Annotated in this window: 24 protein-coding genes and 1 tRNA gene; 11 read left to right on the top strand and 14 right to left on the bottom strand. The window is 72.0% G+C overall.

Translation table 11 applies throughout. From position 1 onward, the window contains the following. Nucleotides 1–38 precede the first annotated feature (38 nt). Complete coding sequence (locus AB0N90_RS07485) at nt 39–1,082, top strand: zinc-dependent alcohol dehydrogenase family protein (protein ID WP_365193695.1); 1,044 nt, start codon at nt 39–41, stop codon at nt 1,080–1,082. Nucleotides 1,083–1,217: 135 nt separating this feature from the next. On the opposite strand, the gene AB0N90_RS07480 is transcribed toward AB0N90_RS07485, so the two are convergent. Beyond that, complete coding sequence (locus AB0N90_RS07480; protein ID WP_365193692.1) at nt 1,218–1,700, bottom strand: hypothetical protein; 483 nt, start codon at nt 1,698–1,700, stop codon at nt 1,218–1,220. Here AB0N90_RS07480 and AB0N90_RS07475 point away from each other — a divergent pair. Beyond that, nucleotides 1,648–2,016 carry a hypothetical protein gene (locus AB0N90_RS07475; protein WP_365193691.1) on the top strand — a complete coding sequence of 123 codons (369 nt, stop codon included), beginning with the start codon at nt 1,648–1,650 and terminating at the stop codon, nt 2,014–2,016. The two genes, AB0N90_RS07480 and AB0N90_RS07475, sit on opposite strands and share 53 nt — an antisense overlap. A gap of 277 nt (nt 2,017–2,293) precedes the next feature. Here AB0N90_RS07475 and AB0N90_RS07470 read toward each other — a convergent pair whose 3' ends face one another. Further along, on the bottom strand, nt 2,294–2,887 hold the full coding sequence (locus AB0N90_RS07470) for a hypothetical protein (protein ID WP_361667625.1): 594 nt from the start codon (nt 2,885–2,887) through the stop codon (nt 2,294–2,296). Between the two features lie 150 nt (nt 2,888–3,037). Between AB0N90_RS07470 and AB0N90_RS07465 the strand changes: the two genes are divergently transcribed. Next, complete coding sequence (locus tag AB0N90_RS07465) at nt 3,038–3,550, top strand: GNAT family N-acetyltransferase (RefSeq protein WP_365193689.1); 513 nt, start codon at nt 3,038–3,040, stop codon at nt 3,548–3,550. Here AB0N90_RS07465 and AB0N90_RS07460 read toward each other — a convergent pair. Further along, entirely contained in the window at nt 3,543–5,603 is a 2,061-nt protein-coding gene (locus tag AB0N90_RS07460; RefSeq protein ID WP_365193687.1) for an MDR family MFS transporter, read from the bottom strand. The genes AB0N90_RS07465 and AB0N90_RS07460 overlap by 8 nt on opposite strands. A 142-nt stretch (nt 5,604–5,745) precedes the next feature. Between AB0N90_RS07460 and AB0N90_RS07455 the strand changes: the two genes are divergently transcribed. Next, nucleotides 5,746–6,693: a peptidoglycan-binding domain-containing protein gene (locus tag AB0N90_RS07455; protein WP_365193685.1), complete on the top strand. Its 948-nt coding sequence runs from the start codon at nt 5,746–5,748 to the stop codon at nt 6,691–6,693. A gap of 89 nt (nt 6,694–6,782) precedes the next feature. Here AB0N90_RS07455 and AB0N90_RS07450 read toward each other — a convergent pair whose 3' ends face one another. Together AB0N90_RS07450 and AB0N90_RS07445 are read right to left on the bottom strand one after the other, a co-directional pair. Then, the gene (locus AB0N90_RS07450; protein ID WP_365193682.1) at nt 6,783–7,463 is read right to left on the bottom strand and encodes an HAD family hydrolase; all 681 of its coding nucleotides are present in this window, start codon (nt 7,461–7,463) and stop codon (nt 6,783–6,785) included. A gap of 170 nt (nt 7,464–7,633) precedes the next feature. Continuing rightward, on the bottom strand, nt 7,634–8,215 hold the full coding sequence (locus AB0N90_RS07445; protein ID WP_361667638.1) for a TMEM165/GDT1 family protein: 582 nt from the start codon (nt 8,213–8,215) through the stop codon (nt 7,634–7,636). A 377-nt stretch (nt 8,216–8,592) separates the two neighbouring features. Between AB0N90_RS07445 and AB0N90_RS07440 the strand changes: the two genes are divergently transcribed. Further along, a complete protein-coding gene (locus AB0N90_RS07440; protein WP_361667640.1) occupies nt 8,593–9,237 on the top strand; it encodes an HNH endonuclease family protein in 645 nt (214 codons plus the stop codon). Between the two features lie 122 nt (nt 9,238–9,359). Here AB0N90_RS07440 and AB0N90_RS07435 read toward each other — a convergent pair whose 3' ends face one another. From AB0N90_RS07435 to AB0N90_RS07425, 3 genes are all read right to left on the bottom strand, one after another. Beyond that, a complete protein-coding gene (locus tag AB0N90_RS07435; RefSeq protein WP_093677005.1) occupies nt 9,360–9,983 on the bottom strand; it encodes a VTT domain-containing protein in 624 nt (207 codons plus the stop codon). 157 nt (nt 9,984–10,140) lie between these two features. After that, the gene (locus tag AB0N90_RS07430; RefSeq protein ID WP_361667643.1) at nt 10,141–10,599 is read right to left on the bottom strand and encodes a DoxX family protein; all 459 of its coding nucleotides are present in this window, start codon (nt 10,597–10,599) and stop codon (nt 10,141–10,143) included. 282 nt (nt 10,600–10,881) lie between these two features. Beyond that, entirely contained in the window at nt 10,882–11,130 is a 249-nt protein-coding gene (locus AB0N90_RS07425; protein WP_365193677.1) for a DUF2277 domain-containing protein, read from the bottom strand. Between the two features lie 325 nt (nt 11,131–11,455). On the opposite strand from AB0N90_RS07425, the gene helR reads away from it, so the two are divergent. The 3 genes from helR to AB0N90_RS07410 are packed head-to-tail and all read left to right on the top strand — an operon-like array spanning nt 11,456 to nt 14,815. Continuing rightward, nucleotides 11,456–13,642, top strand: a complete 2,187-nt coding sequence (helR, locus tag AB0N90_RS07420; RefSeq protein ID WP_365193676.1) for an RNA polymerase recycling motor ATPase HelR — start codon at nt 11,456–11,458, stop codon at nt 13,640–13,642. Nucleotides 13,643–13,693: 51 nt separating this feature from the next. Continuing rightward, nucleotides 13,694–14,047 (top strand): hypothetical protein, encoded by a 354-nt coding sequence (locus AB0N90_RS07415; RefSeq protein ID WP_361667649.1) that lies wholly within the window; start codon nt 13,694–13,696, stop codon nt 14,045–14,047. A gap of 57 nt (nt 14,048–14,104) precedes the next feature. After that, entirely contained in the window at nt 14,105–14,815 is a 711-nt protein-coding gene (locus AB0N90_RS07410; RefSeq protein WP_365193673.1) for a lysoplasmalogenase family protein, read from the top strand. Between the two features lie 52 nt (nt 14,816–14,867). Here AB0N90_RS07410 and AB0N90_RS07405 read toward each other — a convergent pair. Then, nucleotides 14,868–14,939 (bottom strand) — tRNA-Val (locus tag AB0N90_RS07405). 361 nt (nt 14,940–15,300) lie between these two features. Here AB0N90_RS07405 and AB0N90_RS07400 point away from each other — a divergent pair. Then, the gene (locus AB0N90_RS07400; RefSeq protein ID WP_365193670.1) at nt 15,301–16,704 is read left to right on the top strand and encodes a hypothetical protein; all 1,404 of its coding nucleotides are present in this window, start codon (nt 15,301–15,303) and stop codon (nt 16,702–16,704) included. 103 nt (nt 16,705–16,807) lie between these two features. Next, complete coding sequence (locus AB0N90_RS07395) at nt 16,808–17,404, top strand: DUF4383 domain-containing protein (protein WP_365193667.1); 597 nt, start codon at nt 16,808–16,810, stop codon at nt 17,402–17,404. Here the strand turns inward: AB0N90_RS07395 and AB0N90_RS07390 are convergent. From AB0N90_RS07390 to AB0N90_RS07380, 3 genes are all read right to left on the bottom strand, one after another. Continuing rightward, on the bottom strand, nt 17,392–18,534 hold the full coding sequence (locus AB0N90_RS07390) for an amidase domain-containing protein (protein WP_361668866.1): 1,143 nt from the start codon (nt 18,532–18,534) through the stop codon (nt 17,392–17,394). The genes AB0N90_RS07395 and AB0N90_RS07390 overlap by 13 nt on opposite strands. A gap of 174 nt (nt 18,535–18,708) precedes the next feature. Next, a complete protein-coding gene (locus AB0N90_RS07385) occupies nt 18,709–20,010 on the bottom strand; it encodes a hypothetical protein (RefSeq protein ID WP_361667656.1) in 1,302 nt (433 codons plus the stop codon). Between the two features lie 45 nt (nt 20,011–20,055). Then, the gene (locus AB0N90_RS07380) at nt 20,056–22,191 is read right to left on the bottom strand and encodes a transglycosylase domain-containing protein (protein WP_365194716.1); all 2,136 of its coding nucleotides are present in this window, start codon (nt 22,189–22,191) and stop codon (nt 20,056–20,058) included. 281 nt (nt 22,192–22,472) lie between these two features. Here AB0N90_RS07380 and AB0N90_RS07375 point away from each other — a divergent pair, with 281 nt between their 5' ends. Continuing rightward, on the top strand, nt 22,473–22,679 hold the full coding sequence (locus AB0N90_RS07375) for a zinc ribbon domain-containing protein (RefSeq protein WP_361667658.1): 207 nt from the start codon (nt 22,473–22,475) through the stop codon (nt 22,677–22,679). 61 nt (nt 22,680–22,740) lie between these two features. Here the strand turns inward: AB0N90_RS07375 and AB0N90_RS07370 are convergent, their stop codons facing one another. Both AB0N90_RS07370 and AB0N90_RS07365 read right to left on the bottom strand, forming a co-directional pair. After that, a complete protein-coding gene (locus AB0N90_RS07370) occupies nt 22,741–23,547 on the bottom strand; it encodes an HAD family hydrolase (protein ID WP_365193664.1) in 807 nt (268 codons plus the stop codon). After that, nucleotides 23,547–26,024, bottom strand: a complete 2,478-nt coding sequence (locus AB0N90_RS07365) for a phosphoribosyltransferase (RefSeq protein ID WP_365193661.1) — start codon at nt 26,022–26,024, stop codon at nt 23,547–23,549. Before AB0N90_RS07365 ends, AB0N90_RS07370 begins: the two co-directional genes overlap by 1 nt. Nucleotides 26,025–26,030: the final 6 nt, after the last annotated feature.

Below are 26,030 nucleotides of genomic sequence, written 5' to 3'. Positions count from 1 at the left end.
GTTCCGCGGCATGTCCCGCAGCATCAGGAGTTCCCGCAATGCGCGCCACCGTGATCCATGGCCCGAACGACATCCGGATCGAGGAGGTACCGGATCCCCGGATCCAGCAGCCCTCCGACGCGGTGGTGCGGGTGGTGAGCGCCTGCATCTGCGGCAGTGACCTCTGGGCCTACCGCGGAGTGGCCGCGCGGGTGCCGGGGCAGCGCATCGGGCACGAGTTCCTCGGTGTCGTCGAGGAGACCGGCTCCGCGGTCACCGGCTTCGCGCCCGGCGATTTCGTGGTCGCGCCCTTCGTCTGGTCCGACGGCACCTGCGAGCACTGCCGGGAGGGGCTGCAGACCTCCTGCCCGCACGGCGGGTTCTGGGGCGAGGTCGGCTCCGACGGCGGCCAGGGCGAGGCCGTCCGGGTGCCGTACGCCGACGGGACCCTCGTACGGCTGCCCCGGGACGCAGCCACCGACGAGGCGCTGATCCCCGCCCTGCTGGCGCTGTCCGACGTGCTGAGCACCGGGCATCACGCCGCCGTCTCGGCGCGGGTCCGGCCCGGCGCCACCGTCGCGGTCGTCGGGGACGGCGCCGTCGGCCTGTGCGGGGTGCTGGCCGCCCGCCGCCTCGGCGCCGACCGGATCATCACGCTCGGCCGCCACCGCGCCCGCACCGACATCGCCCGCTCCTTCGGCGCCACCGACGTCGTCGCGGAACGGGGCGAGGCGGCGATCGAGGCGATCCGCGAACTGACCGGCGGCCAGGGCGCCCACGCCGTGCTGGAAGCCGTCGGCACCGAGGAATCGATGCGCACCGCCCTCTCCATCGCCCGCGACGGCGGCGCCGTGGGCTATGTCGGCGTGCCCCACGGCGGCAGCGCGGGAGTGGACATCAGCCAGATGTTCAACCGCAACATCGCGCTGGCCGGCGGCGTCGCCCCGGCCCGCGCCTACATACCCGAGCTGCTCACCGACGTCCTGGCGGGCGTCATCGACCCCGCCCCGGTCTTCGACCGCACCGTCGGCCTCGACGGTGTACCGGACGGCTACCGCGCCATGGACGAGCGGTCGGCGCTGAAGGTCCGCATCGCCTTCTGATGGCCGCCTTCTGACGGCCGCCTGCCGACGGCCGCCTGCCGACGGCCGCCTGCCGACGGCCGTCTGCTTCGACGCGATGCCCCGCGCCGCCCGCCATACGTACGGGCGGCACGGGGCCGTGTCACCGGCGCACCCCTAGCCGTGCAGCAGCCGTTCCGCCAGGTCGCGGTAGTCCCGCATCGCCAGCCGCAGCTGCTCGGTGTCGGTCTCGTTCGCCGGGCCGCGCTCCTCGTCGTCCTCCCAGGACATCCGCAGGCTGCGGCGGCGCCGGGTCACGGCCTCGCCGAACCGCGCGGCGATCTCCTCCAGCGCCCGGTCGGCCTCCTCCACGGCCGCCCTGGGCCGGTCCACGAACCCGGCCGCCACCTGCCGCATCCGCTCCTCCCACCGCTCGGTCTCCTCGTGCGGGAGCAGCGGGGCGACGGCTTCCGAGGACGCGCCCGCGGCCCCGGCGCCCTCCGACCCCGGCCAGGCGTCCGGCGCGGTGCCCTCCGTGGTGCGCGCCTCGCGCCCGCTGAGGTCCCCGGGCGCGGGCGCGCCGAGCCCGTCGTCCGGCATCCGCGCCATGCCCGGAGCGGGCTCGGACGTCCCGAGGTCGGACTCACCGCGCGCGGTCATGGACCGATCCCGCCCGGCCACACTCGGATCCCGCCCGGCCACCCCCGAATCCCGTCCGCCCATCTCCGGATCACGCCCCGCCATATCCGGCTCACGCCCCGCCATATCCGGCTCACGTCGAGCCATCCCCGGGTCACGTCCGGTCGTACCGAGATCACGTCGGGCCATATCTGGATCACGCCCCGCCATATCCGGCTCACGTCGGGCCATCTCCGGGTCGCGTCCGGTCGTACCGAGATCGCGTCGGGCCGTACCGAGATCACGTCGGGCCGTTGCCGGATCGCGTCCGGCCGCTCCCGGGTTGCGGCCCGTCTGACCCGGCTCACGCCCGATCGTGCCCGGATCGCGTCCCGGCGTGCCCATTCCCTCGGTACCGGGCCGCAGCCCCTCCGTACCGTGTTCTTCCCGCTGCTCGGTCTCCGGTGCCCACTCCTCGTCCGGCGGGCGGGCGTAGCGGCTGCTGGGGTACCGCTCGTCACCGGGTCCGTTTCTCCTGTCCGGCATGGTGTTCGTCCCTTCTCCGCAGAAGCTTCGCTGAGGCATCACTGAGGCATCGCCGAGACATCGCTGAGGCGTCGCCGGGGCGGCCCCGGTCAGGCCGCGCGATGCCGGCCGGTCGCCGACGCACCGCTGCCGGCGCCGGTCAGGTCGTCGAACAGTTCGTGCGCCCCGACCAGGGCCGACCGCATCTCCTCGGTCCCGGCGCCCGGTGCGGCACTCGTCCCGGCGGCATGGGCCATCCGGTGGACCCGGCGGTAGCCGTCGACGTGGTCGGCGTGGTGCACGGACAGCGCGGCCAGCTGCTCGTCGTACCGTCCGCCGTCGGGGTAGCCGCGTACCGTGGCGACCTCCCCGAGCAGCCGGTCCGCCTCGGCCACCGCCTGCCGCGGGGACTCCACGAAATGTTCCTGGACGCTCGTCCAGCGGGCCGTGTACCGGTCCCGCTCGGCACGGGCGAGGGGCCGCTCGCGCAGATCGCCGTGGCGTTCGACGCGCTCGTTCAGCTCGCGTTCGGTGGCCCGGGTGTCCCCGTCGTGGGCGGCCAGGGTCCGCTCGTACTCGGGACCGAACCGCCGCTTCAGACCGGGTCCGGCGCCGCTGCGGTGGCCGATCAGCACCGTCACCAGCGCGGCGACGACCACGAGCGCCACGATCACGGCCAACAAGATGATCAAGCCTGTGGACATGGCTGCCTTCCGCTCGGATCGCGGACCGGTCCGGCGGACCGGTCCTTCCTTGCGGGTCACCCGGAACGCCGCGCACAAACGGCGCGCGGGCACACACCGGGCCGCCGGGCCCGGAAAACCGCTCGGACCGGTCCGGGCCCGCGTCCCACAATGGCCCGCATGACGATGTGGACGATCACCGCCGAGGCGCCCGGCTCCCCGGTCGCCGCCGCGCTGTGGCGGGCGTACTACACCGAGGTCAGCGACCGCTGGTACCTGCGGTACGAAGGCCACCGCACCGATCCGGCGGAGCTGGAACAGGAGATCGCGGCCGCCACGGGCGCCGAACTCGCCCCGCCGAGCGGGCGGTTGCTGGTGGGACGGTACGACGGGACACCGGCCGGCAGCGCGGGCGTACGGCTGCTCGATCCCGAAACCGCCGAGCTGACCCGGGTGTTCGTGGCGGAGGGCAGGCGCGGCAAGGGCGGGGCGGCACTGCTGGTGGCCGCCGCCGAGGACGCCGCCCGCGCGCTCGGCGCCCGCCGGCTCGTCCTCGACACCCGCGGCGACCTGGTCGAGGCCCGCGCCCTGTACGCCCGCCTCGGCTACACCGAGACCGGACCCCACAACGCCGACCGGTACGCCGAGCACTGGTTCCGCAAGGAGCTGGCGCCGGTCAACTGAGCCTGGTCTCAGGGGCGTTGTGCGGGTGCTCGGTCACGGTGTGCGGGCGTTCCCGTTCGGCGCCGCACAGTTCCGCGGACAGTTCCTTGACCAGTTTCACCAGGTCGGTGGAGCGGCCGGGCTGCCACCAGTCGCCGAGCAGTTCGGCCAGCGACTCCTCGCGGGCCACGGCGAGCCGTTCGGCGGCCTCCCGCCCGGTCGCGGTCAAGTACAGGTCCAGGCCCCGGCGTTCGGCCAGCCGCCGCTCCTCGACCTGGCGGGCGGCGGCCATGACGGCCTCCAGCGGGACGGGGCTGCGCTCGGCGAGCACCCCGGGCTCCACGGAGCCGTTGCGGCGGATCCGCAGCAGCAGCCAACTGGCCGCGGGCAGCAGGTCGTACCCGGCCCGCTCGGTGATGTCCCGGTAGATCTCGCGGCGCCCCTCGCGGGTGCCGAGCACCGACAGGGCGCGGCACACCTCGTCGTAGGAGGAGCGCTCGACCGGGTTGGGCGCGAGGGTCTCGGAGGCGTCCGGCGCGGTGACCGAGCCGCGCAGCGGGTCCTCCTTGAGCAGCCAGGCCAGCAGGAAGCCGAGGAGGGCGACGGGAGCGGCGTAGAGGAAGACATCGGTGATGGACGACGCGTAGGCGTGCAGGGCGGCGGGGCGCAGGGCGGGCGGCAGGGTCGCGATGCCGCGCGGATCGGCCTTGAGGGTGTCCGGGTTCACGCCGGGCGGCAGATGGACGCCCGCGAAGGCGGCGGTGAGCTTGTCGGCGAGGCGGCTCGCGAAGACGGTGCCGAAGATGGCGACGCCGAAGGAGGCCCCGATGGAGCGGAAGAAGGTGGCCCCGGAGGTGGCGACGCCCAGATCCTCGTACGAGACGGCGTTCTGCACGATCAGCACCAGGACCTGCATGACCAGGCCGAGACCGAGGCCGAAGACGAAGAAGTAGGTGCTCATCTCGGCGGTGGAGCTGGTCTCGTCCAGGCGGTGCAGCAGGAGCAGTCCGATGGCGGTGACGGCGGTGCCGGTGACCGGGAAGACCTTCCAGCGGCCGGTGCGGCTGACGATCTGCCCGGAGACGGTGGAGGACAGCAGCAGCCCGAAGACCATCGGCAGCATGTACACCCCGGACATGGTCGGGGAGACGCCGTGCACGACCTGGAGGAAGGTCGGCAGGTAGGTCATCGCGCCGAACATGGCGAAGCCGACGATGAAGCTGATGACGGCGGCGAGGGTGAAGGTGCGGATGCGGAACAGCCCCAGCGGGAGCACCGGTTCGGCGGCCCGGCGCTCCACGGCCACGAACGCGACCGCGAGCAGCACGCCGACCACCGCGAGCGAGATGATCTGCGGCGAGCCCCAGGCCCAGGTGGTGCCGCCGAGTGAGGCCACCAGGACCAGGCAGGTGGCGACGCAGGCGATCAGGAAGGTGCCGAGGTAGTCGATGACATGGCGGGCGCTGCGCACCGGTATGTGCAGGGCGGCGGCGATCACGGCGAGCGCCACGACGCCGATGGGCAGATTGACGTAGAACACCCAGCGCCAGCTCAGATGCTCGGTGAACAGCCCGCCCAGCAGCGGTCCGAGCACGCTGGTCGCGCCGAACACGGCGCCGAACAGGCCCTGGTAGCGGCCCCGGTCGCGGGGCGGCACGATGTCGCCGACGATCGCCATCGACAGCACCATCAGGCCGCCGCCGCCCAGGCCCTGGAGCGCCCGGAAGCCGATCAGCTGGGGCATGTTCTGCGCCATGCCGCACAGCGCCGAGCCGATCAGGAAGATCACGATGGCGGTCTGGAACAGCTTCTTGCGCCCGTACTGGTCGCCGAGCTTGCCCCACAGCGGGGTGGCGGCGGTCGAGGCCAGCAGATAGGCGGTGACCACCCAGGACAGGTGTTCGAGGCCGCCGAGGTCGCTGACGATGGTGGGCAGCGCGGTCGACACGATGGTCTGGTCGAGCGCGGCGAGCAGCAGCCCGAGGAGCAGCGCCCCGATCGAGACGAACACGCCGCGCGCCACGGGTTCCTCCCCGCTCACGTCCTTCGCCGCACCGTGCGTGTCCAGGGCCATGGAGACCTCCCGGGGCTGGGGGCTGGGATGCGCCCCTTCCATCCTGGGCGGTGTCACGGTTTATGGCCTGTCGAGTCCTGCGGTTGTGGAGGGAATGGGCATACCCTGTGTGGCTTCGGGGGTTCCAGGGGAGGGGACGAACGTGACCGGGGAGAAGGGCACGGCCTGCCCGGAGTGCGGCATACCGAGGGACGCGGCGGGCGCCCCGTCCTGCGACTGCGCCGAGCGCACGGCCGAGGCACTGCGCCGGACCCGTACGGCACAGGCGGCAGCGGCGGAGGACTTCGACCCACTGCGGATACGGCCCTACGTGGATGTGGGCCCCGGGGACGACGAGGATCCGCCACCCGCTCTCCCACCCGCCGAGGCCACCGAGGCCGTCGAGGCCATAGAGACCACGATGCCGCTGCGCCCGGTGGCCGGGCCTGCCGCTGTACGGCTCTTCGCACAGCCCCCCGGCGAGCCCGGCCCGCCGTCCGCGTCCGCCGGGACACCCGGGGAGCCGGTCCGGCGCCGGCGGTTCCGCCGTACCGCCTTGCTCGCCGCGGCGGGCGCGGGTGCGGCGGTCCTCGCGGCGGCCGGTGTCGCGCTGTTCTCGTACCACACGCCGTCCCGCGACGACGCGGCCCCGGAGGTCAGGGAGAGCGTCCCGGACGTGCCGCCGCCGGCCACCGCGACCCCCTCGGCGCACGACACCTCCGCCCCGTCCCGCTCGACGGCACGCTCGGTACCCGCGCCCCCGCCGAGCCCCTCGCCCACTCCGACACGGTCATCGTCGCCGCCCCCGTCCCCGAAACCGACCCCGAGCCGGGCGCCGTCCCGGGCCCCCTCCCCCACCGCCTCCGCGCCGGGCGCCCCGGCGAGCACGGCGGTCCTGGAACGCGGCGACTCCGGACCGCAGGTCGTCGAACTGGAGTACCGGCTGTGGGAGTTGAACCTGTACGACGGTGAAGCGAACGGCGTCTACACGCACCCCGTGGAGAACGCCGTCAGCACGTATCAACTCGCCCGCGGCATCCAGGGCGACCCCCTCGGGGTGTACGGGCCGCAGACCCGGGCGAGCCTGGAGTCGGAGACGTCGGACCCGTAGGGGCCGTAGGGACCCGTAGGGGCCGTAGGGACCCGCAAGGGCCGACAGGCGTTGCCGTCGGCCCCCGCACGGCCCGGAACCCGTAGCCGTCAGCCGATGTCGATGTGCAGCCTGATCCCGGCGCCCGGCAGGGCCTCCACCCGTACCCGGGTCAGATCGGGCACCACGACGTCGGGGCCATGGGCGGCCGCCCGGGGCCCCACCCCCACCACGACCATCCCCGCCGCACGGCCCGCCTCGATCCCCGCGCCGGAGTCCTCGAAGACGACGCACTCGGCCGGGGCGACGCCCAGTTCGGCGGCGCCCTTGAGGAAGCCCTCGGGGTCCGGCTTGCTCGCGCCGACCGATTCGGCGGTGACCCGGACCTCGGGCAGCGGGAGCCCCGCCGCGTTCATCCGGGCGGTGGACAGGCCGACGTCCGCCGAGGTCACCAGGGCATGCGGCAGATCACGCAGCGCGGCGAGGAAGACGGCGGCCCCGGCGATCTCGATCACGCCGTCCATGTCCGCGGTCTCCTCGGCGAGCATCCGCGCGTTCTCCGCGAGGTTCTGCTCCACGGGCCGCCGGGGCAGCAGCGCGGCCATCGTGGCGTGCCCCTGGCGGCCGTGGACGACCTTCATCACGGCGTCGCCGTCCAGCCCGTGCCGCCCCGCCCAGCGCCGCCAGACGCGTTCGACCACGGCATCCGAGTTGACGAGGGTGCCGTCCATGTCGAGCAGCAGGGCACCGGCGTCGAGGACGGTGGGGGCGGGCGTGGGGGTGGCCGTCATCGGCAGTTGCTCCAGGAACGAGAGGCCCCCGCACGGACGCGGCGGGGAGGGACAAGGCGGCCCCGCCCGCCGGTCAGGGAAAACGGGCGGGAGCCACTTTGTTTTCCTACGGTACAAAACCCGGCGGCATTCCCGCCACCGCCCCCGCGATGATTCACCTGACGTTCAGCTCAGCCCGCGACCGCCTCGTACAGGCTCCAGGCGCCGAGACCCACCATGAGCAGCGCCGCGATCTGCGTGATCAGCCGCAGCGGAACCTTCTTCATCAGGGCCTTTCCGCCCACGATGCCGAGCCCGGCGACGGCCCACAGACCGAGCACCGCGCCGAGGCCGACGGAGATCGGGTCGTCGTAGCGGGCGGCGAGGTTGGCGGTCATGATCTGGGTGAGATCGCCGAACTCGGCGACCAGGATGAGCATGAAGCCCGTACCCGCGACCTTCCAGAAGGACTGGTCGGCGGGCTTCTTGATCTCCTCCTCGCCCTCCTCCTTGTGCAGCAGCAGCATCGCGGCGCCACCGAGGAAGAGCAGGCCGGTGATGGCGTGCACGAGCCGCTGGGGCAGCAGGGTGAGCACGCTGCCCGCGGCCACCGCGAGCACGACATGCACCAGGAAGGCCGCGGCGACGCCCGCGAAGACATAACTGGCGCGGTAGCGGGTGCCGAGCACAAGACCGGCGAGCGCGGTCTTGTCCGGCAGTTCGGCGAGGAAGATGACGCCGAAGACGAGCGCCGTCACGGTGATGCTGATCAAGGGTCCTCAATCGGTCGGGGCCACCCCACCGAGAGTGCGATACATCTTCCGACGACACCTCGGCACGGCAGCACACTCGGCGCCCGCACCTTCTCGCGCGGACGTGCACTGCTTTGCCGAAGGTCTCGCTGGCGGTACCGAGGGTCCGCCTCCGGGCGCCGGCTCAGGCTCGCTGAGCAGTATGTCGACGGTCCGGCGAAGAGCTACTCCCCTTCTGCGCTCCCCATGATACGGGACGGCAAAGTCCACCCCTCAACCTTGCATTGACATGCGCATGTCACTAGCTTCTTACCGGGCGCTCACCCTCCGGTCACTCCTCGTCGCGAGCATTCCCTGACTCGTGGCCCAAAACCCCACCCCCACAAGGGAGTTCAGCAATGCCCAAGTTCTACGCGCGTCGACGTCTCAGCGTACTCGCCGGCCTCACCGGCCTGGTCGCCACCGCCGCGCTGTTCAACTCCCCCGCCGCCTCCGCGGCCCTGCCGACGCCGATCGCCGGGTCCACCGCCCGCAGCTACCTCTCCCAGCTCACCGTCGCCGCCGAGGACCGCACCGGCTACAGCCGCGACAAGTTCCCGACGTGGATCACCATCGAGGGCAACTGCAACACCCGTGAGTACATCATCAAGCGGGACGGCACGAACGTCGTCACCAACTCCGCCTGCACCGCCACCAGCGGCAGCTGGTACTCGCCGTACGACGGCGCTACCTGGACCTCCGCCTCCGACGTGGACATCGACCACCTGGTGCCGCTGGCCGAGGCCTGGGACTCCGGCGCGAGCAAGTGGACCACCGCCCAGCGCCAGGCGTTCGCCAACGACGTCACCCGCCCCCAGCTCCTCGCCGTCACGGACAACGTCAACCAGTCCAAGGGCGACCAGGACCCGGCCACCTGGATCCCGTCCCGCACCGCGTACGACTGCACGTACGTCCGCGCCTGGGTGCAGGTGAAGTACTACTACAACCTGTCCGTCGACCCGGCGGAGAAGACCGCGCTCCAGAACGACCTCTCGGGCTGCTGACCGAAGCCCCACGCGAGAGAGCCCGGCCGGATCGACTCCGGCCGGGCTCTTCGCCACCACAGCCGTACAGCCGTCCGTCACAGCCGTCACAGCCGTCACAGCCGTCACAGCCGTAAGGAGTCTCAGGAAGCGGGCTGCCTGCGCATCAGGAAGCCCGCCGCCGCGCCCGCCCCGAACAGCGCGGCCAGGGACACCCCGGTCGCCAGCCAGGTGGCGCCGAGCCAGCGCGCGCCGAAGTAGCCGAGGGCGACGCTGTAGGCGGCCCAGGACAGACCGGCGAGGGCGGACCAGGGCAGGAAGTCGCGGGCCCTGCGGTGGGCGGCGCCGGCACAGAAGGAGACGACCGAGCGCCCCGCGGGCGCGAAGCGGGCGAGGACGACGAGCGCGCCGCCACCCCGGGCCAGCGCGCCACCGAGACGTTCCTGCGCGGTGGTCAGCCGCCGGGAGCGGGCTATCGCGCGGTCCAGCCGCTCCCCGCCCCGCCAGGCCAGCCGGTAGGCCACCAGATCGCCGAGGACCGAGGCCGCCGCGGCCAGCAGGACCAGGGCCAGCAGGTCCGGCACCCCGTGCGGGACCCGGCCGGTCGCCGCGCTCGCCGCGCCCGAGCCCGCGGCCGCCGCCGTGCCCGCCGTGATGACGAGCACACCGCTCGGCAGCACCGGCAGGAACACGTCCAGCAGCACGGACAGGGACACCACGGCATAGATCCACGGCCCGGCCGCCAGCGACCCCACACTCTCGAACACGTCTTCTCCTGTTACTTCCCCCGATGACAGCCGTACAGCGTACGCCGAGGGTGTGACAGGAGGTGCGCGGGGGGCTACGGAACCGGTCGAACGGTACGGCGCCCCGCTCCGGCCGGGCCGGTGCGGGGCGCCGCGGGGACGACGCGGGAGCGTCCCGTCACGCGGCTATCGGGGCCTGCTCCGGAACGCGCTCGCCCTGCGCCGCCGCCCGCCGGGCGAAGAGCCGGTCGAGGCCGAAGGCGCCGGAGCCGGTGAAGACCAGCAGGAGGAAGGCCCAGCAGAACATGGCCGCGGGCTCACCGCCGTTCTGGATGGGCAGCAGCGCGTGCTGCTGGTGGATGTCGAAGTACGCGAACGCCATCGAGCCGGAGGCGATCAGCGCGGCACCGCGGGTACCGAGGCCGATGAGCACCAGGACGCCGGCGACCAGCTGGATCACGGCCGCGTACCAGCCGGGCCAGGTGCCGGTGGCCACGGTGCCGCCGTGGGTGCCCACGGCCCCGCCGAGGACGCCGAAGAGCGAGGCGGCGCCGTGCGCGGTGAAGAGCAGGCCGACGACGATGCGGAACAGCCCGAGGGCATAGGGCTGCGCGGAGTTGAGGCGAGCGGAAGGCATGGGAGGTTGACCCTCTCGGTGTCGGACGAGTCCGCCGGGGACAGGCGGATCGGTGGGGGTGGCGGTACCGAATGAGGGGTATAGGTTAGGCGTACCTAACCATTGCTTGCAAGTTCAAGTTCTGGCCACCGTTCCACTTCAGGTAAGAGCCCCGCCCCTGACCCGACAGCATGTAGGGTCGCAGGCGCCTTCTTGCGGGCGCCCGAAAATATGACCGAAACTGGCCCTGGCGACCGGATCGATCGCATGAAAGGCGCCACGAGGGACGCTACGGGCGTGGTGTTACGGGCGTTCTTCCGCTTCCGTAACAGCGCGTGGCACATGCCCGCGCACCTCCAGGCCGCCGAGCAGTTCGGCCGTGGCACGGGCGACGGCGGCCACGGCGGCGTCGAAGACCTCGCGGTTGTGGGCGGCGGGGGCGCGAAAGCCCGAGACCTTGCGCACGTATTGCAGCGCGGCGGCGTGGATGCCCTCCTCCGTGGCCTCGGTGGGCAGCACGGGCGGACGCAGCGTCTTGATACTCCGGCACATGCCTTCAGTCTCGCGCCGCGACCGGAGCGGCGAGAGGGGCGCGCGAGCGACAGAAGAAGAGCGGGAGCGACAAAAGAAGAGGGGCGCGGGAGAGACAGAAGAGTGAGGCGCGAGCGGCCCGGGAGGCGCGAGAAAAAATAAAGGCAAGGACGCCGTCACCGGACTCCTTGCCACTCTCAACGTATAGCGCATGGGGGGCCTTGCGGCAAGGCCCCCCTGATGCCGCAGAATCGCCCGTCTGACCCGAAAGCCGCCGAATCGGGGAGCCGAGAGCGCCCCTCCCCTCCTCTCGCCTCCCTTCCCCCTCTCGAACCGGAGCCTCCCCGTGTCCACCCCCACCAGCGCCTTCGACCTCCCCGACCGCCTGTCCGCCAAGGCCGCCCCGGAGCTGATCGCCACCGACGAAGCGCACTTCGCGGCGATCGCGCGCTGCCTGGAGCGGACCATCGCCGAGGTCTCCGACCAGCTCGACCAGGAGCGCCGGGCCCCCGGCGGACTGGGCCGGCAGGCGCTGGACCGGGACGCCGAGGTGCACCGGCTGACCACCCGCCTGCGCGCCCTGCGCCGCTTCGGCCTCGACCTCTGCCTCGGCCGCATGGTGAGCGCCGAGAACCCCGACGAGCCCGTCTACGTCGGCCGGCTCGGCCTGACCGACCACACCGGCCGCCGGCTGCTGCTGGACTGGCGCTCCCCGGCCGCGGAGCCCTTCTTCGGCGCCACCCACGGCAATCCGACGGGCCTGGCGAGCCGCCGCCGATACCGCTGGGCGGACGGCCGTGTCCGCGACTACTGGGACGAGGTGTTCGCCCAGGACGCGCTGGACGGGCATGCCGCGCTGGACGACCAGTCGGCGTTCATCGCGAGCCTGGGCGGCAATCGCTCGCCGCGGATGCGCGATGTGCTCGGCACCATCCAGGCCGACCAGGACGCCATCATCCGGGCCGGCTCGCGCGGCGCCCTCGTCGTGGACGGCGGCCCCGGCACCGGCAAGACGGTCGTCGCCCTGCACCGCTCCGCCTACCTTCTCCACTCCGACCCGCGGCTCGGCCACCGGCGCGGCGGAGTGCTGTTCGTCGGGCCGCACCGGCCGTATCTGGCGTACGTCTCCGATGTGCTGCCGAGCCTCGGCGAGGAGGGGGTGCAGACCTGCGTCCTGCGGGACCTCGTCGCCGAGGGCGCCACCGCGCGCACCGAGCCCGACGCCGAGGTGGCCCGGCTGAAGTCGTCCGCGCGGCTGGTGGGGGCGATCGAGCGGGCCGTACGGTTCTACGAGGAGCCGCCCACCGAGCCGCTGACGGTCACCACTCCCTGGGGCGAGCTCCAGCTGACCGTCTCCGACTGGGAGTCGGCGTTCGACTCGGCCGAGCCCGGCACCCCGCACAACGAGGCGCGGGCCCAGGTCTGGGACGAGCTCCTCACCATCCTGGCCGATCAGCACGAAGGCGCCCCCACCGAACTCCTGTGCAGATCACTGGCGGGCGACCGGGAGCTGCGCACGGCCTTCGACCGCGCCTGGCCCCTGCTGGAGGCGGCCGACCTCGTCGGCGACCTCTGGTCGGTACCGGCGTATCTGCGGCTGTGCGCCCCCTGGCTCAGCCCTGCGGAGGTACGACTGCTGCGGCGCGCGGACGCGCAGGAGTGGACGGTGTCCGACCTGCCGTTCCTGGACGCGGCACGGCAGCGGCTCGGCGATCCGAAGGCGGCGGTGCGCGAACGCCGGCGCAAGGCCGCGGTCGCCGCGGAACACGCGCGGATGGCCGGGGTCATCGACAACATGCTCCAGGCCGACCACGACGGCGAGGGCGCGGTGACAATGCTGCACGGACAGGATCTGCGGGACGCCCTGATCGACGAGACGGTGCTGCCCACCGCCGAACCAGACGCGCTCGCGGGGCCGTTCGCGCACATCGTGGTGGACGAGGCGCAGGAACTCACCGACGCGGAATGGCAGATGCTGCTGTCGCGGTGCCCGTCGCGCAGCTTCACCATCGTCGGCGACCGCGCGCAGGCCCGGCACGGCTTCACCGAGTCCTGGCAGGAGCGGCTCGCCCGAATCGGCTTCGGCCGGGTCGAGTTGGCCGGTCTGACCGTCAACTACCGTACGCCGAAGGAGATCATGGCGGAGGCCGAGCCGGTCGTACGGGCCGCGCTGCCGGACGCCAATGTGCCGACCTCGATCCGCGGCAACGGCCTGCCGGTGCGCCGCGGCTCGGCGGCCGATCTGACCGCGGTCCTCGACGAGTGGCTCGCCGCCCACCCCGAGGGCACCGTCTGCGTCATCGGCGACCCGGCCTTCCGCCCGTCGAGCCCCCGGGTCCGCTCGCTGTCCCCCGGCCTGTCGAAGGGCCTGGAGTTCGATCTGGTCGTCCTGGTGGATCCCGAGCGCTTCGGGGAGGGCGTGGCGGGCGCCGTGGACCGCTATGTGGCGATGACCAGGGCCACCCGGCAGCTGATCATCCTCACGAGCCCTGCCGCAGGACCCGCCCCTGCCGATGAACACCCGTTCGGATGAACCTCTCGGTCGACCTCGCAACCATAAATCGAACAGGCGTAGCATTGCGGCGTGGCTACGACCTATGAATTCCCCAGTGACCTCCTCGCCGGCCAGGAGGAGCTGCACCAGGTCAGGGCCGAGCTGTCGGCCCTGCTCAGGCGGCTGCCCTGGTCGGTCGAGCCGGTCGACGGCTTCAGCGACGACCACGGCTGGCGCAAGGCGGAGCGCCCCGCCTCCCCGGGCTGGACGGCGGACGAACAGGCCGAGGTGGAGAAGCTCCGCCGCCGCGAACACGAACTCGCGGTGTTCATCAGCACCCACCGCTTCTGGGCGGAGGTCGCGGCCGAACAGCGCATGCAGGCCCGCAGCCGCCTGAAGCACGTCCACGAGGAGCGGGCACCCGGGGCCCCCGAAAACTCGTAACGATCAATCTGGTCCAACCAGTTGACCACCACCCCCGGTGCCTCCACTCTGATCGCCATGGCTGAGGGACATATACCGGAGCGAGGCGGCCCACGACCGGCTCTCCAGCGTCCGGCGCGGACGGCCGGGACGCCGCCGCTGATCGTGGTCTTCGCGGCGTTGTGCGTCGTCGAACTCATCGGGGTGGCGACCGGGAAGCATGCCGTGGAGTGGGTCGCCAAACCCCTCCTGGCCCCGCTCCTGGCCGCCCACCTGTGGCGCCTGACCGGCACCCGGCACGCCTACGTCCTGACCGGACTGCTGCTCGCCGCCGCCGGGGACATCGCGCTGCTGATCCCCGGCACCCCGGCCTTCGGCATCGGCCTCGCCCTCTTCCTGGGCGCCCAGCTCTGCTGGATCACGGCCTTCCTGCGCGCGGGCGCCCTCGGCCATCTGCGCACCCGCCGCGCCGTCTGCGCCGCCTACCTCGCGGTCTGGGCCGTCGCCGTCGCCGCCCTCGCCCCCACCCTCGGCCCCGCCCTGGGCTCCGCCGTGGCCGTCTACGCCCTCGCCCTGCTCACCATGGCCCTGACCGCCCGCATCCTCGGCCCCAAGGCCCTCTGGGGCGGCCTGATCTTCGTCGCCTCCGACTCCCTGATCGGCCTCGGCGCCGCGGGCCTCGACTTCCCCGGCCGCTCCACCCTCTGCATGACCACCTACATCGCCGCCCTGGCCCTCCTGGTCACCGCCTTCACCACCCAGCCCCACCCCACCCGGGCCACGGCCTAGCCGCAACGCAAAGAGCCCCCGGCCACATTCGGCCGGGGGCTCTCCCCATCGGTGGGCGCGGACGGTTTCGAACCGCCGACATCCTGCTTGTAAGGCAGGCGCTCTACCACTGAGCTACGCACCCGTGTCCCGGGCGCTGCCCAGGTCGAGTCGACAGCCTACCTTGCCCGTGCCGGTGCACGGCAAACCCGAACGACGGGGCAGCGGGAGCGGGCCGGGGGTATCACCACGCCACCTCCGACAGGCCTTCGTGGCGTACAGGCCGACGCTCACCCTTGATTCGGACGGCTCGGTGCGCCGGGGCGCGAGCCGCATGCCCAACTACGGGCGGATTCGCGCAGCGCGCACCGCGTGATCGCCGACTCCGCCGACTCCGCCGACGGAAAGGTCACAGTGCGTACGGTGAACTGACGGGCCCGTGTGTTCGTCTGTACGGGGTGGGAGAATGGCACCACCCAGGGCGGACCACAGCACGGGAGAGGGATGTGACGGCGAGACCGGGCACGCCAGCGACACAGCCGTACCCACCGTCGTCCACCGCGAGGACCCGGCATGGGGCCAGCGCCGCGCTCCGCGACACCCTCACCCTGATGAGCCTGCCGGCGCTGGTCGCGCTCGCGCTGCCCGCAGCCTTCGCGGGCGGTGGCACCCGGCGCTGGTTCGGCGGCCGGGCGGAGAGCCAGCGGGCGCAGGCCCAGGAGGCGAAGGACGCGGCGGCGGCCGCGTTCTACGAACTGGACACCGCGCAACGGGATCTGCGGATCTCGATCGAGACCATCACGGCGGTCGACGACTCCCCCGCCGCCCGGCGTGCCGCCTCGGACTTCGAGGGCCTCGGCCGGCGGATCGACGAGGTCAGTCAGCGGTACATCCAGGCGGTCGACGCCCATGACCTGGACCGGGCCGACCTGGAGGCTTCGGCGGCGACGCGGGCGCGCGCCGAGCTGACGGCGGCGCGGGACGAGCTGGTGCGGGTCAAGCAGGACCTGGAGCGCTTCGGCGGCTCGCTCGGTCCGCTGCTGGGTTCGGCCGAGACGCTGCTCGCCCGGGTGGCGCCCGCCGTGGAGCGGGCCCGTCAGGCGCTGCTGGCCGCGAGCAACGCGCTGGACGGCGTTCGGGAGCATGGGCTGCGCGCCGATGACCTCGCGGGCCGGCTGGCCGCGCTGGCGCCCGAGCTGACGAAGCTGAACCAGGGCGCGGGGCAGCACGGGGTGCAGCAGACGCTGGAGCGGGCCGAGCGGGTGCAGCGGGAGGCCGGGGCGCTCCTGGCGGAGGCCGAGGGGCTGCCGGAGAAGGCGGCCGAGATCGACCACCGGCTGGTCTCGCTGCGGACCCGTGCGCAGGCGCTGACCACGCGGGCGGGGCAGGTGGATCCGGTGCTCAGCGAGTTGCGGCGGCGGTTCGCGGCGGCGTGCTGGCAGGACCTCCAGCAGGTGCCGGCCCAGGCGGTGGAGAACGTGCGGCAGGCCGAGCGCAAGCTGGCCGAGGCGAAGGCGGCGCGGGACGCGCAGCGCTGGGCGGAGGCGACCTCGCTGCTGTCGACGGTGCGGGCGCTGCTGAACGCGACGGATGACGCGGTCTCGGCGGCCGGTGACCGGCTGGCGCGGCTGAACGCGGTGCAGAAGGATCCGCAGGCGGAGATCGAGCGGACGCGGTTCGCGATCCGGGACGCGCAGCGGCTGGCGATGACGGGGCGGGCGACGCCGGATCCGCGTCATGCCCGGCCGCTGGACGAGGCGGTGGCGCGGCTGGACCGGGCGGTCGCGGGTCTTGAGGGCGGCCGGCATCCGGACTACTGGCACTTTCTGACCGAGACGGACGCGGTGCGGCAGGCGGCGGCGCAGGTGGTGGCGCGGATCCGGGAGGAGCGCGGGGGCGTCGCGCGCTGAGGCGGCGGGTCGTCATGTTGCCGGGTGCCCCGGTTCGGGCGGATATTTATGAGAGCCACGTTCTGGGATGGATGGCCGCCGCCAGCGCCCGAGGGAGGCCGAGATGGCCACACACGCAGCGCATACGCACGACAAGCAGCGGATCCGGTTCGATCAGCATCTCCCCGTCGATCACCGGCTGAATCTGGTGTACCGGGTGGGTGCGGGGCTGATCGGCGCGTTCCTCGTCGTCTTCGGCATCCTGGGCCTGATCAACCACATCGGGTTCTTCGACATCGGCGGTGCGACGGTCGCCGGTCTGAACACGAACGGCACGCTCAGTGTGCTGTCGATCTGTATCGGCGCGCTGCTGCTGGTCGGCATGGTGATCGGGGGGAACGTCGCGTCCACGCTGAACATGGTGCTGGGCATCCTGTTCCTGCTGAACGGATTCCTGTTCCTGGCCCTGCTGGACACCCCGAACAACTTCCTGGCGTTCAGGATCCAGAACGTGCTGTTCAGCTTTGTGGTGGGGCTGCTGCTGATGACCTTCGGGATGTACGGCCGGGTCGGTCACGCGCTGCCGCACGACAATCCGTACTGGCGGGCCCGCCACCCCGAGGCCGCCCCGCACGACGCGGCCGGGGCGCGGGAAGCGCACGGCACGCGTGAGGTGCGGGAGGGCCCGGGGCGGCAGGACCGGCGCGGTCAGGTCCTGTAGGCGTAGTAGTACGCCGTCGGGTAGGACGCGACCAGGCTGGCCACCGACCTGTTGTAGGTGTTGGTGGAGTGGTACGTCACGTAGGGCACGCCGGAGGCGTCCCGGTAGGTGACGACCATGGAGTGGTCCTTGGACCCGTCCCGGTTGAAGTCCATCTGGATCACGTCACCGAGGTCCGCCTGGTACACGTTGGCGAGCGGGGTGACGCGCTTGGAGGACAGCGCGAACCAGGAGAACTCGTTGACGCCGACGAAGGAGTCGGACTGGATGTCGGCGGTGCCGAACCACTTGGTGTAGTCGTCGGTGTAGCCGGGGACGTGCTTCCAGCCGCCCGCCTTCAGCACCTGGCTGACGAAGTTGGTGCAGTCGCCGCCGGCGCCTTCGCCGTTGTAGTCCGGGTACGCGGTGTTGTAGTGGTTCCAGTACTTCTGCGCGTACGTGACCATCGCCTTGTAGTCGTACGTACCCCCGGTGAGCTTCTTGGGGTTCGCCGGTGCCGGGTAGCTGATGGCCGCGCGGGGCGCGGTCGGCGGGCCGTCGTCGGAGGAGGACGAGGGCGAGGGCGACGCCGAGGTGTTGTCCTTGGGCGCGGAGGGCGTTTCGACCTGGTTGACGGCGAGGTAGCCGTCGTCGGTGTCCTTGATGCCCGTGAGCTGCCAGTCGCCGTGCCGGCCGGCCTGGAAGGTCAGCTCGTGGTGGGCCTGGAATCCCGTGGTCTTCGGGCCCTTGGCCGAGGTGGTGCCCGGCTTGTAGGTCAGCGACGTGGTCTCGGTGACGGCGACCTTGGCGCTGTGTCCGTGCACCTCGGTGGCGTCGAGCGTCACCGAGGTGGTGCCGGCGCTGTACTTCTCGCCCAGCTTGGCGAGGCGGTCCTTGCGGGCGCGCAGCTGGCCGAGGGCGGAGGACTGCTGGTGGCTCTGGCCGCCGGAGAGGCGGACGGAGCCGTGGAAGCCCTTGGTGTGCTGGGTGCGGGCGCTGGTGGAGCCGTCCACCAGCGCCTGGGTGCGGTCGGTGAAGACCGCGTCGGCGAGCTTCTGGAAGGTCGCCTTGGTGGACGCGTCCACGGTCGGGTCGTTGGTGACCGCCGCGCCCGCGCTCCAGTTGGGTATGAGCGCCACGCCGGCGACCACGGCGGCGGCGGAGGCCCCGACGATGGTGGTGCGACGCCCCTTACGGCTGAGTCTTCTTGACTTCAATGATGTTCCCCTCTATGCCGGTACACCTACCGGGAGGGGGCATCTTCGCATGGCTTCCGGGGCGCGTGTGAAGGGGGTTGCACAAGTGGAACCTGGCCTGCGTTTACGTCATTTGACGACGGTGGACCAGTCCGGGGACTGGGCGGGGTCGAGGCTGCGCAGCGCGGCCAGTGTCGAGGGCTTCTGGACGTCCATCCAGTCGGCGAGTTCCTTGAAGGACACGCACTTGACGCCCTTCTTGGTGCAGATCTTCGGGATGATCTGGTCGATGGACTTCATGTAGATGCTGCCGTTCCAGTGCTCGAAGTGGTTGCCGATGAACAGCGGTGCGCGGCTGCCGTAGTAGACGCGGTTGAAGCCGGCCATGTAGGAGTCGACCGTCTGCTGTTCCCACTGGGCGTACTTGGCCGGGTCGCCGTCCGTCTCGCCGTTGGACTGGTTGTAGAGGAAGTTGAAGTCCATGGACAGGCCCTGGAACTTGCCGTTCTCGTACGGGAGCATCTGGAGCGGGAAGTCCCAGACGCCGTCCTTCTTGGCGGGCCATATCTGGAAGTCGCCCGGGGAGCTGGCGTCGTAGCGCCAGCCGTAGCTCTTGATGGCCTTCAGCAGGTTGGGCTGGCCCTCCAGGCAGGGCGCGCGGCCGCCGGTGACCTCCTGCTTGAAGTCGAAGGGCAGGGGCGGGATGTCGGTGTATCCGGTGTTTGTCTTCCAGTTCTCCACGAAGGAGTAGAACTGGTCGATCTCGCTCTTCCACTGCTGGACGCTCCAGTCGCCGCCGCCCTTGGCGCCGCAGAAGTGGCCGTTGAAGTGGGTGCCGATGTCGTTGCCCTGCTCGTAGGCGAGGCGGAGCTGTTCCAGGGTGGTGCGGATGTGCTCGTCGGTGGGGTAGTCGATGGCGGCGTCGCCGGCCTCGTGCATCGGGCCGTGGTAGAGGTCCTTCTTGCTCTTGGGCAGCAGGTAGATGCCGGTGAGGAAGAAGGTCATATGGGCGTTGTACTCCTTGGCCATCTCCCGGTAGTGCGAGAAGAGATGGTCGTCGCCCTCCAGGGCGCCGTCCCAGGAGAAGACGACGAACTGGGGCGGCTTCTCACCGGGCTTGAGCGGTACGGGCTTCAGGGTGCCCTTCTGCGGTCCGGTGTCGGAGGTGGAGCCGTCGCCGAGGACATGGGTCTTGCCGTCCCAGGTGGCGGTCGGGGAGGGCGCGGGGCCGCCCGCTTTGCCGCCCTTGCCGGAGGCGGCGGTGGGCGTGGTGTCGTCGGGGCGGCTCAGGGCGAGGTAGCCGGCCACCAGGGAGGCCACGACGAGGAAGGCGGCGAGCGTGAAGATCTGCGGGCGGGTGGCGGCGGGGACGCGGCGGCGGCCGGGGGCGCGACGCCGGCCCCGGCCCGTCTGTGGCTTCTTGCGAGACATGCGCGGCTCAATCTCCGTGTGGTCGAGGGTTCGGGGCCCGGGCGGTCAGTCCAGGCCCATGGCGGCCGACCAGAGGGCGTAGGGCACGGTGTCCGGCGAGGTGCCCGCGAGGCCCTTCAGGGGTAGCGGTTCCAGGGACTTGGCCAGGTCCATGCGGTAGACGACGACCGCCGTGGACACGGAGTCGGCCGTGCCGGCGTACCAGGCGGCGGTGTTGCGGCCCGTGTCGTCCTCGTCGGTGGTGCCCTGGTCGGCGGTCCCGGCCTTGCCCGCCGCGTCCGGGGCGGTGACGCCCGGGTGGGCGGCGCGGAAGGAGTCGGTGAGCGCCTGGTCGACGTCCTTCGCGACGTCGGCGCCGACCGCGCGGGTGGGGCGCGGGGTGGCGAGGGCGACGGGGGCGCCGTTGCGGGTGATACGGCGCACCGAGTACGGCTCCGTGTGGGTGCCGTCGGCCGCGAAGGTGGCGTATCCGCTGGCCATCCGGATGGCGCTGGGCGTGGAGCTGCCCAGCGAGAGGGTGGGCACCTGGGGGCCGATGCTGGTGGACAGCAGTCCGGAGGCCTGGGCGGTCTGGCGGACCTGGCCGAGGCCGGTGTCCATGCCGAGCTGCATGAACGGGGTGTTGACCGATTTGGCGAGGGCCTCGCGCAGGGTGATCTTGCCGTACGACTTGTTGCCGTCGTTGTGTGCGGAGACCTTCTTGCCGCTGCGGTCCCAGTAGGGGCCCTCGGGGGTGGTGACGGGCACGGCGTCGTCGCCGTCGTAGACGCTGTCCGGGGTGACGGGGGTGGCGGGCCCGCCGCGGGTCTTGTGGACGCCGTGTTCGAGTCCGGCGGCGTAGACGAAGGGCAGGAAGGCGGTGCCGGCCGGGACGGTGGTCGCGTTGGACTCGTTGTAGCCCTGGGTGCGGTGGTCGGGGCCGCCGTAGACGGCGAGGATCCGGCCGTCGGTGGCGACGGAGGCGGCCCCGTAGTGGCCGTTCTTCGCGGCGTCGGGGTTGTCCTGCTTGGCCTTTTTGCGGGCCTTGGTGACGGCGTCGGTGAGCGCCTTCTCCCGCTTGCGGTCGAAGGTGGTGTAGATCTGGTAGCCGCCGAGGTCGAACTGCTGGTCGGTCAGGTGCGCGGACTTCTTGGCGTACTGGGAGGCCAGCTCCACCAGGTAGTCGCTCTGCTCGCCGGTGTTGTAGAGCGGGTTGGCCTTCAGCGGCTCGGGAAACGTCTTGTACTGGGCGCGCTGGGCCGGCGTCAGCTTGTGGATCTTGACCATGCGGTCGAGGATCCAGGACCAGCGTTCCACGGCCCGCTGGTGGTTGGCCTTGCTCAGGGTGGGGTCGTACAGGCCCGCGCCCTTGAGCAGTCCGGCGAGCATGGCCGCCTCGGACACGTTGAGCTTGCTGACGTCCTTGCCGTAGTAGGCCTGGGAGGCGCGCTGGATGCCGTAGGTGCCGCGGCCGAACCAGCTGGTGTTGAGATAACCCTCCAGGATCTTGTCCTTGCTCATCTTGTTGTCGAGCTTGAGCGAGATCATCGCCTCGGTGAACTTACGGCTGACGGTCTGGTTCTGGTTCAGATAGACGTTCTTCACATACTGCTGAGTAATAGTGGAACCGCCCTGGGTGTCCCCCTCTCCCACGGTGCGGAACAGGGCGCGGCTGATGCCCTTCACGGAAATTCCGGGGTCGGAGTAGAAGGTCTCGTTCTCCGCGGCGAGCACCGCCCAGCGGACGTCCGGCGGGATGTCCTTCAGGGGCATCGCCTGGCGCTGCACCCAGCCCGTACGGGCCATCGGGGTGCCGTCGGACCAGAAGTAGACGTTGTCCTGCTGGGTGGCGTACGAGTTCAGGTCGCTCGGTATGTCGGTGAGCGCGTAGGCGGTCACCAGGAAGGCGCTGAGCAGGCCGAAGGAGGCCAGGGTGCCGCCGAGCCACTGCCGCCAGGAGGGCATCCAGCGCCGCCAGCCGCTGCGGCCGGGGCGGGGATAGGCGGGCTTGAGGCGCCGTACGTAGGGCGCGAGCGGGCGCAGATACGGCGCGAGCCGGCGCGTCAGTGGCGCCGACAGGCCCAGTATTCGGGCCGTCACGCTCCCCGCACGCTCCCGTGTGGAGGGGCGCGCGCTGCGCCTGCGCTCGGCCCGTCCGCCGCTGGGCGGCGGCTCGGGCGGCGCGGGCACGCGCAGCTCCATCGTCTCGTCGGCCCTGAGAGCGTCCACTCTCAGATGCAGGGTCCGGTCGGCGTCGAGCGGCTGCTCGCCCCGGCCGGAACGGCCCTCCCCTTGCGACGCATCGGTCACTATGCGTCTCCCCTCCGCACTCGCTCTTGCTCGCGCGGTGAGCTGAGCGTCCTCGCAACGGCGTTCACAAGTTATCAGCGAAGTTTTCGATTCCTCCGCACGCGTACCGGGTGTATCCCAACACTCATCAAACATTGAGACGCCACGTTTGCCCCCACGGTTACGCTGTGCTCATGCCTCGCTATGAGTACCGCTGCCGGAGCTGCGGCGACACGTTCGAACTGAGCCGGCCGATGTCGGAGTCGGCGGCACCGGCGCAGTGTCCCGCCGGGCACGCGGACACGGTGAAGCTGCTGTCCACGGTCGCGGTGGGCGGCAGCTCATCGGCTCCGGCACCCAGTAGTGGTGGAGGGTGCTGCGGCGGAGGCTGCTGCGGGTAGTCCCCCAGGTGCTGCGCCGTGGTGGCTGATCGCGCGGTTCCCCGTGCCCCTTTCCGGGGCACTACTGCTTGGCCCCTCGCAGGAACTCCCGCAAGATCCGCTCCCCCGCCAGGACCCCCCGCTCCGGCAGGGCGCTGATCCCCGGCGCCAGCCACCCCGTGTCCGCCAGTTCGCCGTGGCCCGGCCGCCAGCCCCGGTCCGCGGCCAGCAGGAGGTCGGCGTCCAGCAGCGAGTCACCGGCGGCCAGGGTCAGCTCCGCGCCGGTGCGCCGGGCCACCTCCTGGACGGCGGCGCTCTTGGTGAGCGGCTTCGGTACGGCGTAGAGCTTGCGGCCCTGGAGGGAGACGGTCCAGCCGCGGCCCTCGGCCCAGGCGGTCAGCTCCTTCACCCAGTCCTCGGGCAGCAGCTCGCGCTCGACCACGAGATAGGCGAACAGGTCCTCGGCGACCCGCTGCTTGCGCAGCCACACCGGGTCGGCCGTCCGCGTCAGATGCTCCCGCACCTCGGCCAGCGGCGCGCACTCGTCGGCGAGCCGGGCCAGCACCCGGGCATGCCAGTCGGCGTCGGTGACGCCGTCGACCAGCAGCTGGCCGCCGTTGGCGCAGATCGCGAACGCGGGCTGCGGGCCCGGCAGATTGATGCGCTGGTACTGCTTGCGGGTCCGGGTCGTGGTCGGCACGAACACGGCCGCGTCCCCGAGATCGGTCAGCAACCGCGCCGCCGTCTCGGTCATGTACGACAGCGGTCTGCTCTCGTGCACCTCCACGCACAGCAGCCGGGGCGCGCGGGCGTCCGGCATGGTCAGCGCGAGGGCCGCCGAGGAGTAGATCAGCGTACGGTCGAGATCGCTCGCCACCAGCACCGGCATCAGACGTTCACGGCCTTTCCGTCGGCGCCGGTCGCCCCGCGCGTGTACTGGGGGTGGATCAATCCGACGCAGGTGTACGGCAGTTCGTCCACCTCCTCGACCGGCACCCCGCGCTGCCTGGCGAGCAGCCGGACATGGTCCAGGTCGGCGCCCGCGTCCCTGTGCGCGAGGATCTTCCAGGGCACCCGGCGCAGCAGCACCCGGGTGGTCTCGCCGACGCCCGGCTTGACGAGGTTGACGTCGTGGATGCCGTACTCCTCGCTGATCCGCTCGACGGCCCGCCAGCCCGCCCAGGTCGGTGTGCGGTCCTCGGCCAGCAGTTCCTTGACCGACTCCGCCACGCCCTCGGTGACCTCGGAAAAGCGTGCCTCGACGGCGTCGAGGAAGGCCACGGAGACATCGGCGCCGGCGAGTTCGCGGTAGAACTTCGCGCCGTGGAAGTCGTCCGGACCGACCAGGTCGGCGCGCAGGACCGTACGGGAGATCAGCCCGGAGACGGTCGAGTTGAGGCAGGCGGAGGGGATCAGGAAGTCCTCGCGGGTGCCGTAGGTGCGCACGCAGGAGCCCGGGTCGGCGAGTACGGCGATCTCCGGGTCGAAGCCGCTGACGCCCTCCGCCTTCTCGAACTCCTCGACGGCTCGGGCGAGTTCACGGGTGATGGCGCCCTTGCCCGTCCAGCCGTCCACGAACACGACGTCCCTGGGGTCGTGATGGGCGGCGAGCCAGCGCAGCGCGTTGGCGTCGATGCCCCGGCCGCGCACGATCGACACGGCGTAGTGCGGCAGTTCGAGGCCGTGCCGGAAGCGCGCCCAGCGGCGCATCAGCACCCCGACCGGGGTCCCGGCGCGGGCCAGTGAGACCAGCACCGGGCGCGGCGACCGTTCGGCGAGGACCGTCTCGGTGACCACGCCGACGGCGCGGGCGATCCGCGCGGCCGAGGTGTCGAGGGCCGCGTGGAACAGCTCCTGGTACTGCGCGCTGGGCTGGTACTCCACGGGCAGCGACTCGGCGTAGTGCGCCCCGCCGCTCTGGATGGCCTCCTCCCGCTCCTCGGTCGGCGCCTCCAGGGTGACGTCGGAGAGGTCCTGGAGCAGCCAGCCGACCTCCTCGGGCGGGTACGAGGAGAATGCGGGGCCGCGGAGGGGCTCGGGCAGCATGGCCGGCCTTTCGGGAGCGCCCGGGGGCGCGGGGACGTAGGAGGGGACGACCGCGAGCAGTACGTGCGGCACCTGCTCGGCGAGCCGCGCGAGCAGGCCGTCCGGCGCGTGCAGCGCGGGGGTGTCACCGGCCGAGTCGACCACGGCGACGACGGCGTCGAATCCGCCGCCCGCCACGTTGTAGGCGTACCGCTCCCCGGGCCCGTCGGCCGGGTCGTCGTGCGCCGGGAAGACGATACGGCTGCGGATCGCGTACCCCGGGTCGTCCACCGCGAGCACGGGCGAGCGCGTGGTGGTGGAGAACCGCACCTCGCCGTCCAGCGTCCGCTCCAGCTCCCCGGCGAGCCGCAGGGGGGCGTACATCAGCTCCTCGAAGCCGAGGACCAGGACGCTGCGGGCGTCGGCGGGCAGGGCGTCGGATATGCGGCCGGCCATCGCGGGGAGGGCGGCTTCGAGGCGGGCGCGGTGGCCGGGGGTGAAGCCGTGCCGGCCGCCGTCGGGGAGGCCGGCGGGCCAGCCGAGGTGCACGGTCCCCGGGGCGCGGGGCGCGGCCTGCCGCGGCTTTGCCGCACGGGCGCGACCGGCCGCCTCATGGCGGCCCACCAGCTCCTGCCCCTTCTCCAGCACGTCCGCCGGGAGAACCACCGTGCCCGAGACCGCGGCGACGAGATCCACCCGCGCCCCGATCTCCGCCGCGAACTCCTCCAGCCGCCGGACGTCCGCCGCCGAGCGCATGTCCACCAGCGCGACCACCACGTAACGCTCCCGCGGATAGCGGGCGTGCAGATCGCGGATCGTGTTCAGCACCGTGTTCCCGGTGGAGAACTCGTCGTCCACCAGCACCAGCGGCCCGCGACCGGCCAGCAGCGCGGGGTCCCCGGGCAGCAGCAGATGCGAGGTGGCGTGGGAGTGCGACTCCTCGAACCCGCCCGCGGGGGCCACCCCGGCGACCGGCCGGCGCGTGGAGTGCAGATACGGCGCGGTGCCGAGCCCGTCGGCCACCGCGTGCCCGAGTCCCGTCGCGGTCTCCGCGTACCCGAGGACGACCGCGCGGGCCGTCTCCTCGGGGCCGAGCAGCGCGTGCACCCTGTGGCCGAGCCGCACCCCGTGGCCGTACACCACCGAAGGTGTCTGCGGTACGTGCTTGCCGAGCACCTGGGAGACCAGCAGATGGGCCCGCTTGGGGTTGCGGCGCAGGGCGAGGCCCAGCATGGCCCGCAGCTCCTCGCCGCCCCGGCCGTCGTCGCCCTGGAGTCCGACCCCGAGTCGCTCGGCGACCCAGCTGCCGGACCAGACCCCGTCGTTCACTGCGTTGTTCATGCGTTC

Source organism: Streptomyces sp. NPDC093018 (assembly GCF_040684035.1).
Lineage (GTDB): Bacteria > Actinomycetota > Actinomycetes > Streptomycetales > Streptomycetaceae > Streptomyces > Streptomyces murinus.
This window is presented reverse-complemented; position numbering and strand designations above follow the sequence as displayed.

Bases quoted from the DNA above. Each gene is read 5' to 3' on its own strand.
- AB0N90_RS07450 (WP_365193682.1), bottom strand. From the start codon at position 7,463: ATGACGGCCACCCCCACGCCCGCCCCCACCGTCCTCGACGCCGGTGCC.
- AB0N90_RS07375 (WP_361667658.1), top strand. From the start codon at position 22,473: ATGCCTCGCTATGAGTACCGCTGCCGGAGCTGCGGCGACACGTTCGAA.
- AB0N90_RS07385 (WP_361667656.1), bottom strand. From the start codon at position 20,010: ATGTCTCGCAAGAAGCCACAGACGGGCCGGGGCCGGCGTCGCGCCCCC.
- AB0N90_RS07440 (WP_361667640.1), top strand. From the start codon at position 8,593: ATGCCCAAGTTCTACGCGCGTCGACGTCTCAGCGTACTCGCCGGCCTC.
- AB0N90_RS07395 (WP_365193667.1), top strand. From the start codon at position 16,808: ATGGCCACACACGCAGCGCATACGCACGACAAGCAGCGGATCCGGTTC.
- AB0N90_RS07425 (WP_365193677.1), bottom strand. From the start codon at position 11,130: ATGTGCCGGAGTATCAAGACGCTGCGTCCGCCCGTGCTGCCCACCGAG.
- AB0N90_RS07410 (WP_365193673.1), top strand. From the start codon at position 14,105: ATGGCTGAGGGACATATACCGGAGCGAGGCGGCCCACGACCGGCTCTC.
- AB0N90_RS07430 (WP_361667643.1), bottom strand. From the start codon at position 10,599: ATGCCTTCCGCTCGCCTCAACTCCGCGCAGCCCTATGCCCTCGGGCTG.
- AB0N90_RS07485 (WP_365193695.1), top strand. From the start codon at position 39: ATGCGCGCCACCGTGATCCATGGCCCGAACGACATCCGGATCGAGGAG.
- AB0N90_RS07470 (WP_361667625.1), bottom strand. From the start codon at position 2,887: ATGTCCACAGGCTTGATCATCTTGTTGGCCGTGATCGTGGCGCTCGTG.
- AB0N90_RS07480 (WP_365193692.1), bottom strand. From the start codon at position 1,700: ATGACCGCGCGCGGTGAGTCCGACCTCGGGACGTCCGAGCCCGCTCCG.
- AB0N90_RS07460 (WP_365193687.1), bottom strand. From the start codon at position 5,603: ATGGCCCTGGACACGCACGGTGCGGCGAAGGACGTGAGCGGGGAGGAA.
- AB0N90_RS07380 (WP_365194716.1), bottom strand. From the start codon at position 22,191: ATGGAGCTGCGCGTGCCCGCGCCGCCCGAGCCGCCGCCCAGCGGCGGA.
- AB0N90_RS07475 (WP_365193691.1), top strand. From the start codon at position 1,648: ATGCCCGGAGCGGGCTCGGACGTCCCGAGGTCGGACTCACCGCGCGCG.
- AB0N90_RS07465 (WP_365193689.1), top strand. From the start codon at position 3,038: ATGGCCCGCATGACGATGTGGACGATCACCGCCGAGGCGCCCGGCTCC.
- AB0N90_RS07365 (WP_365193661.1), bottom strand. From the start codon at position 26,024: ATGAACAACGCAGTGAACGACGGGGTCTGGTCCGGCAGCTGGGTCGCC.
- AB0N90_RS07370 (WP_365193664.1), bottom strand. From the start codon at position 23,547: ATGCCGGTGCTGGTGGCGAGCGATCTCGACCGTACGCTGATCTACTCC.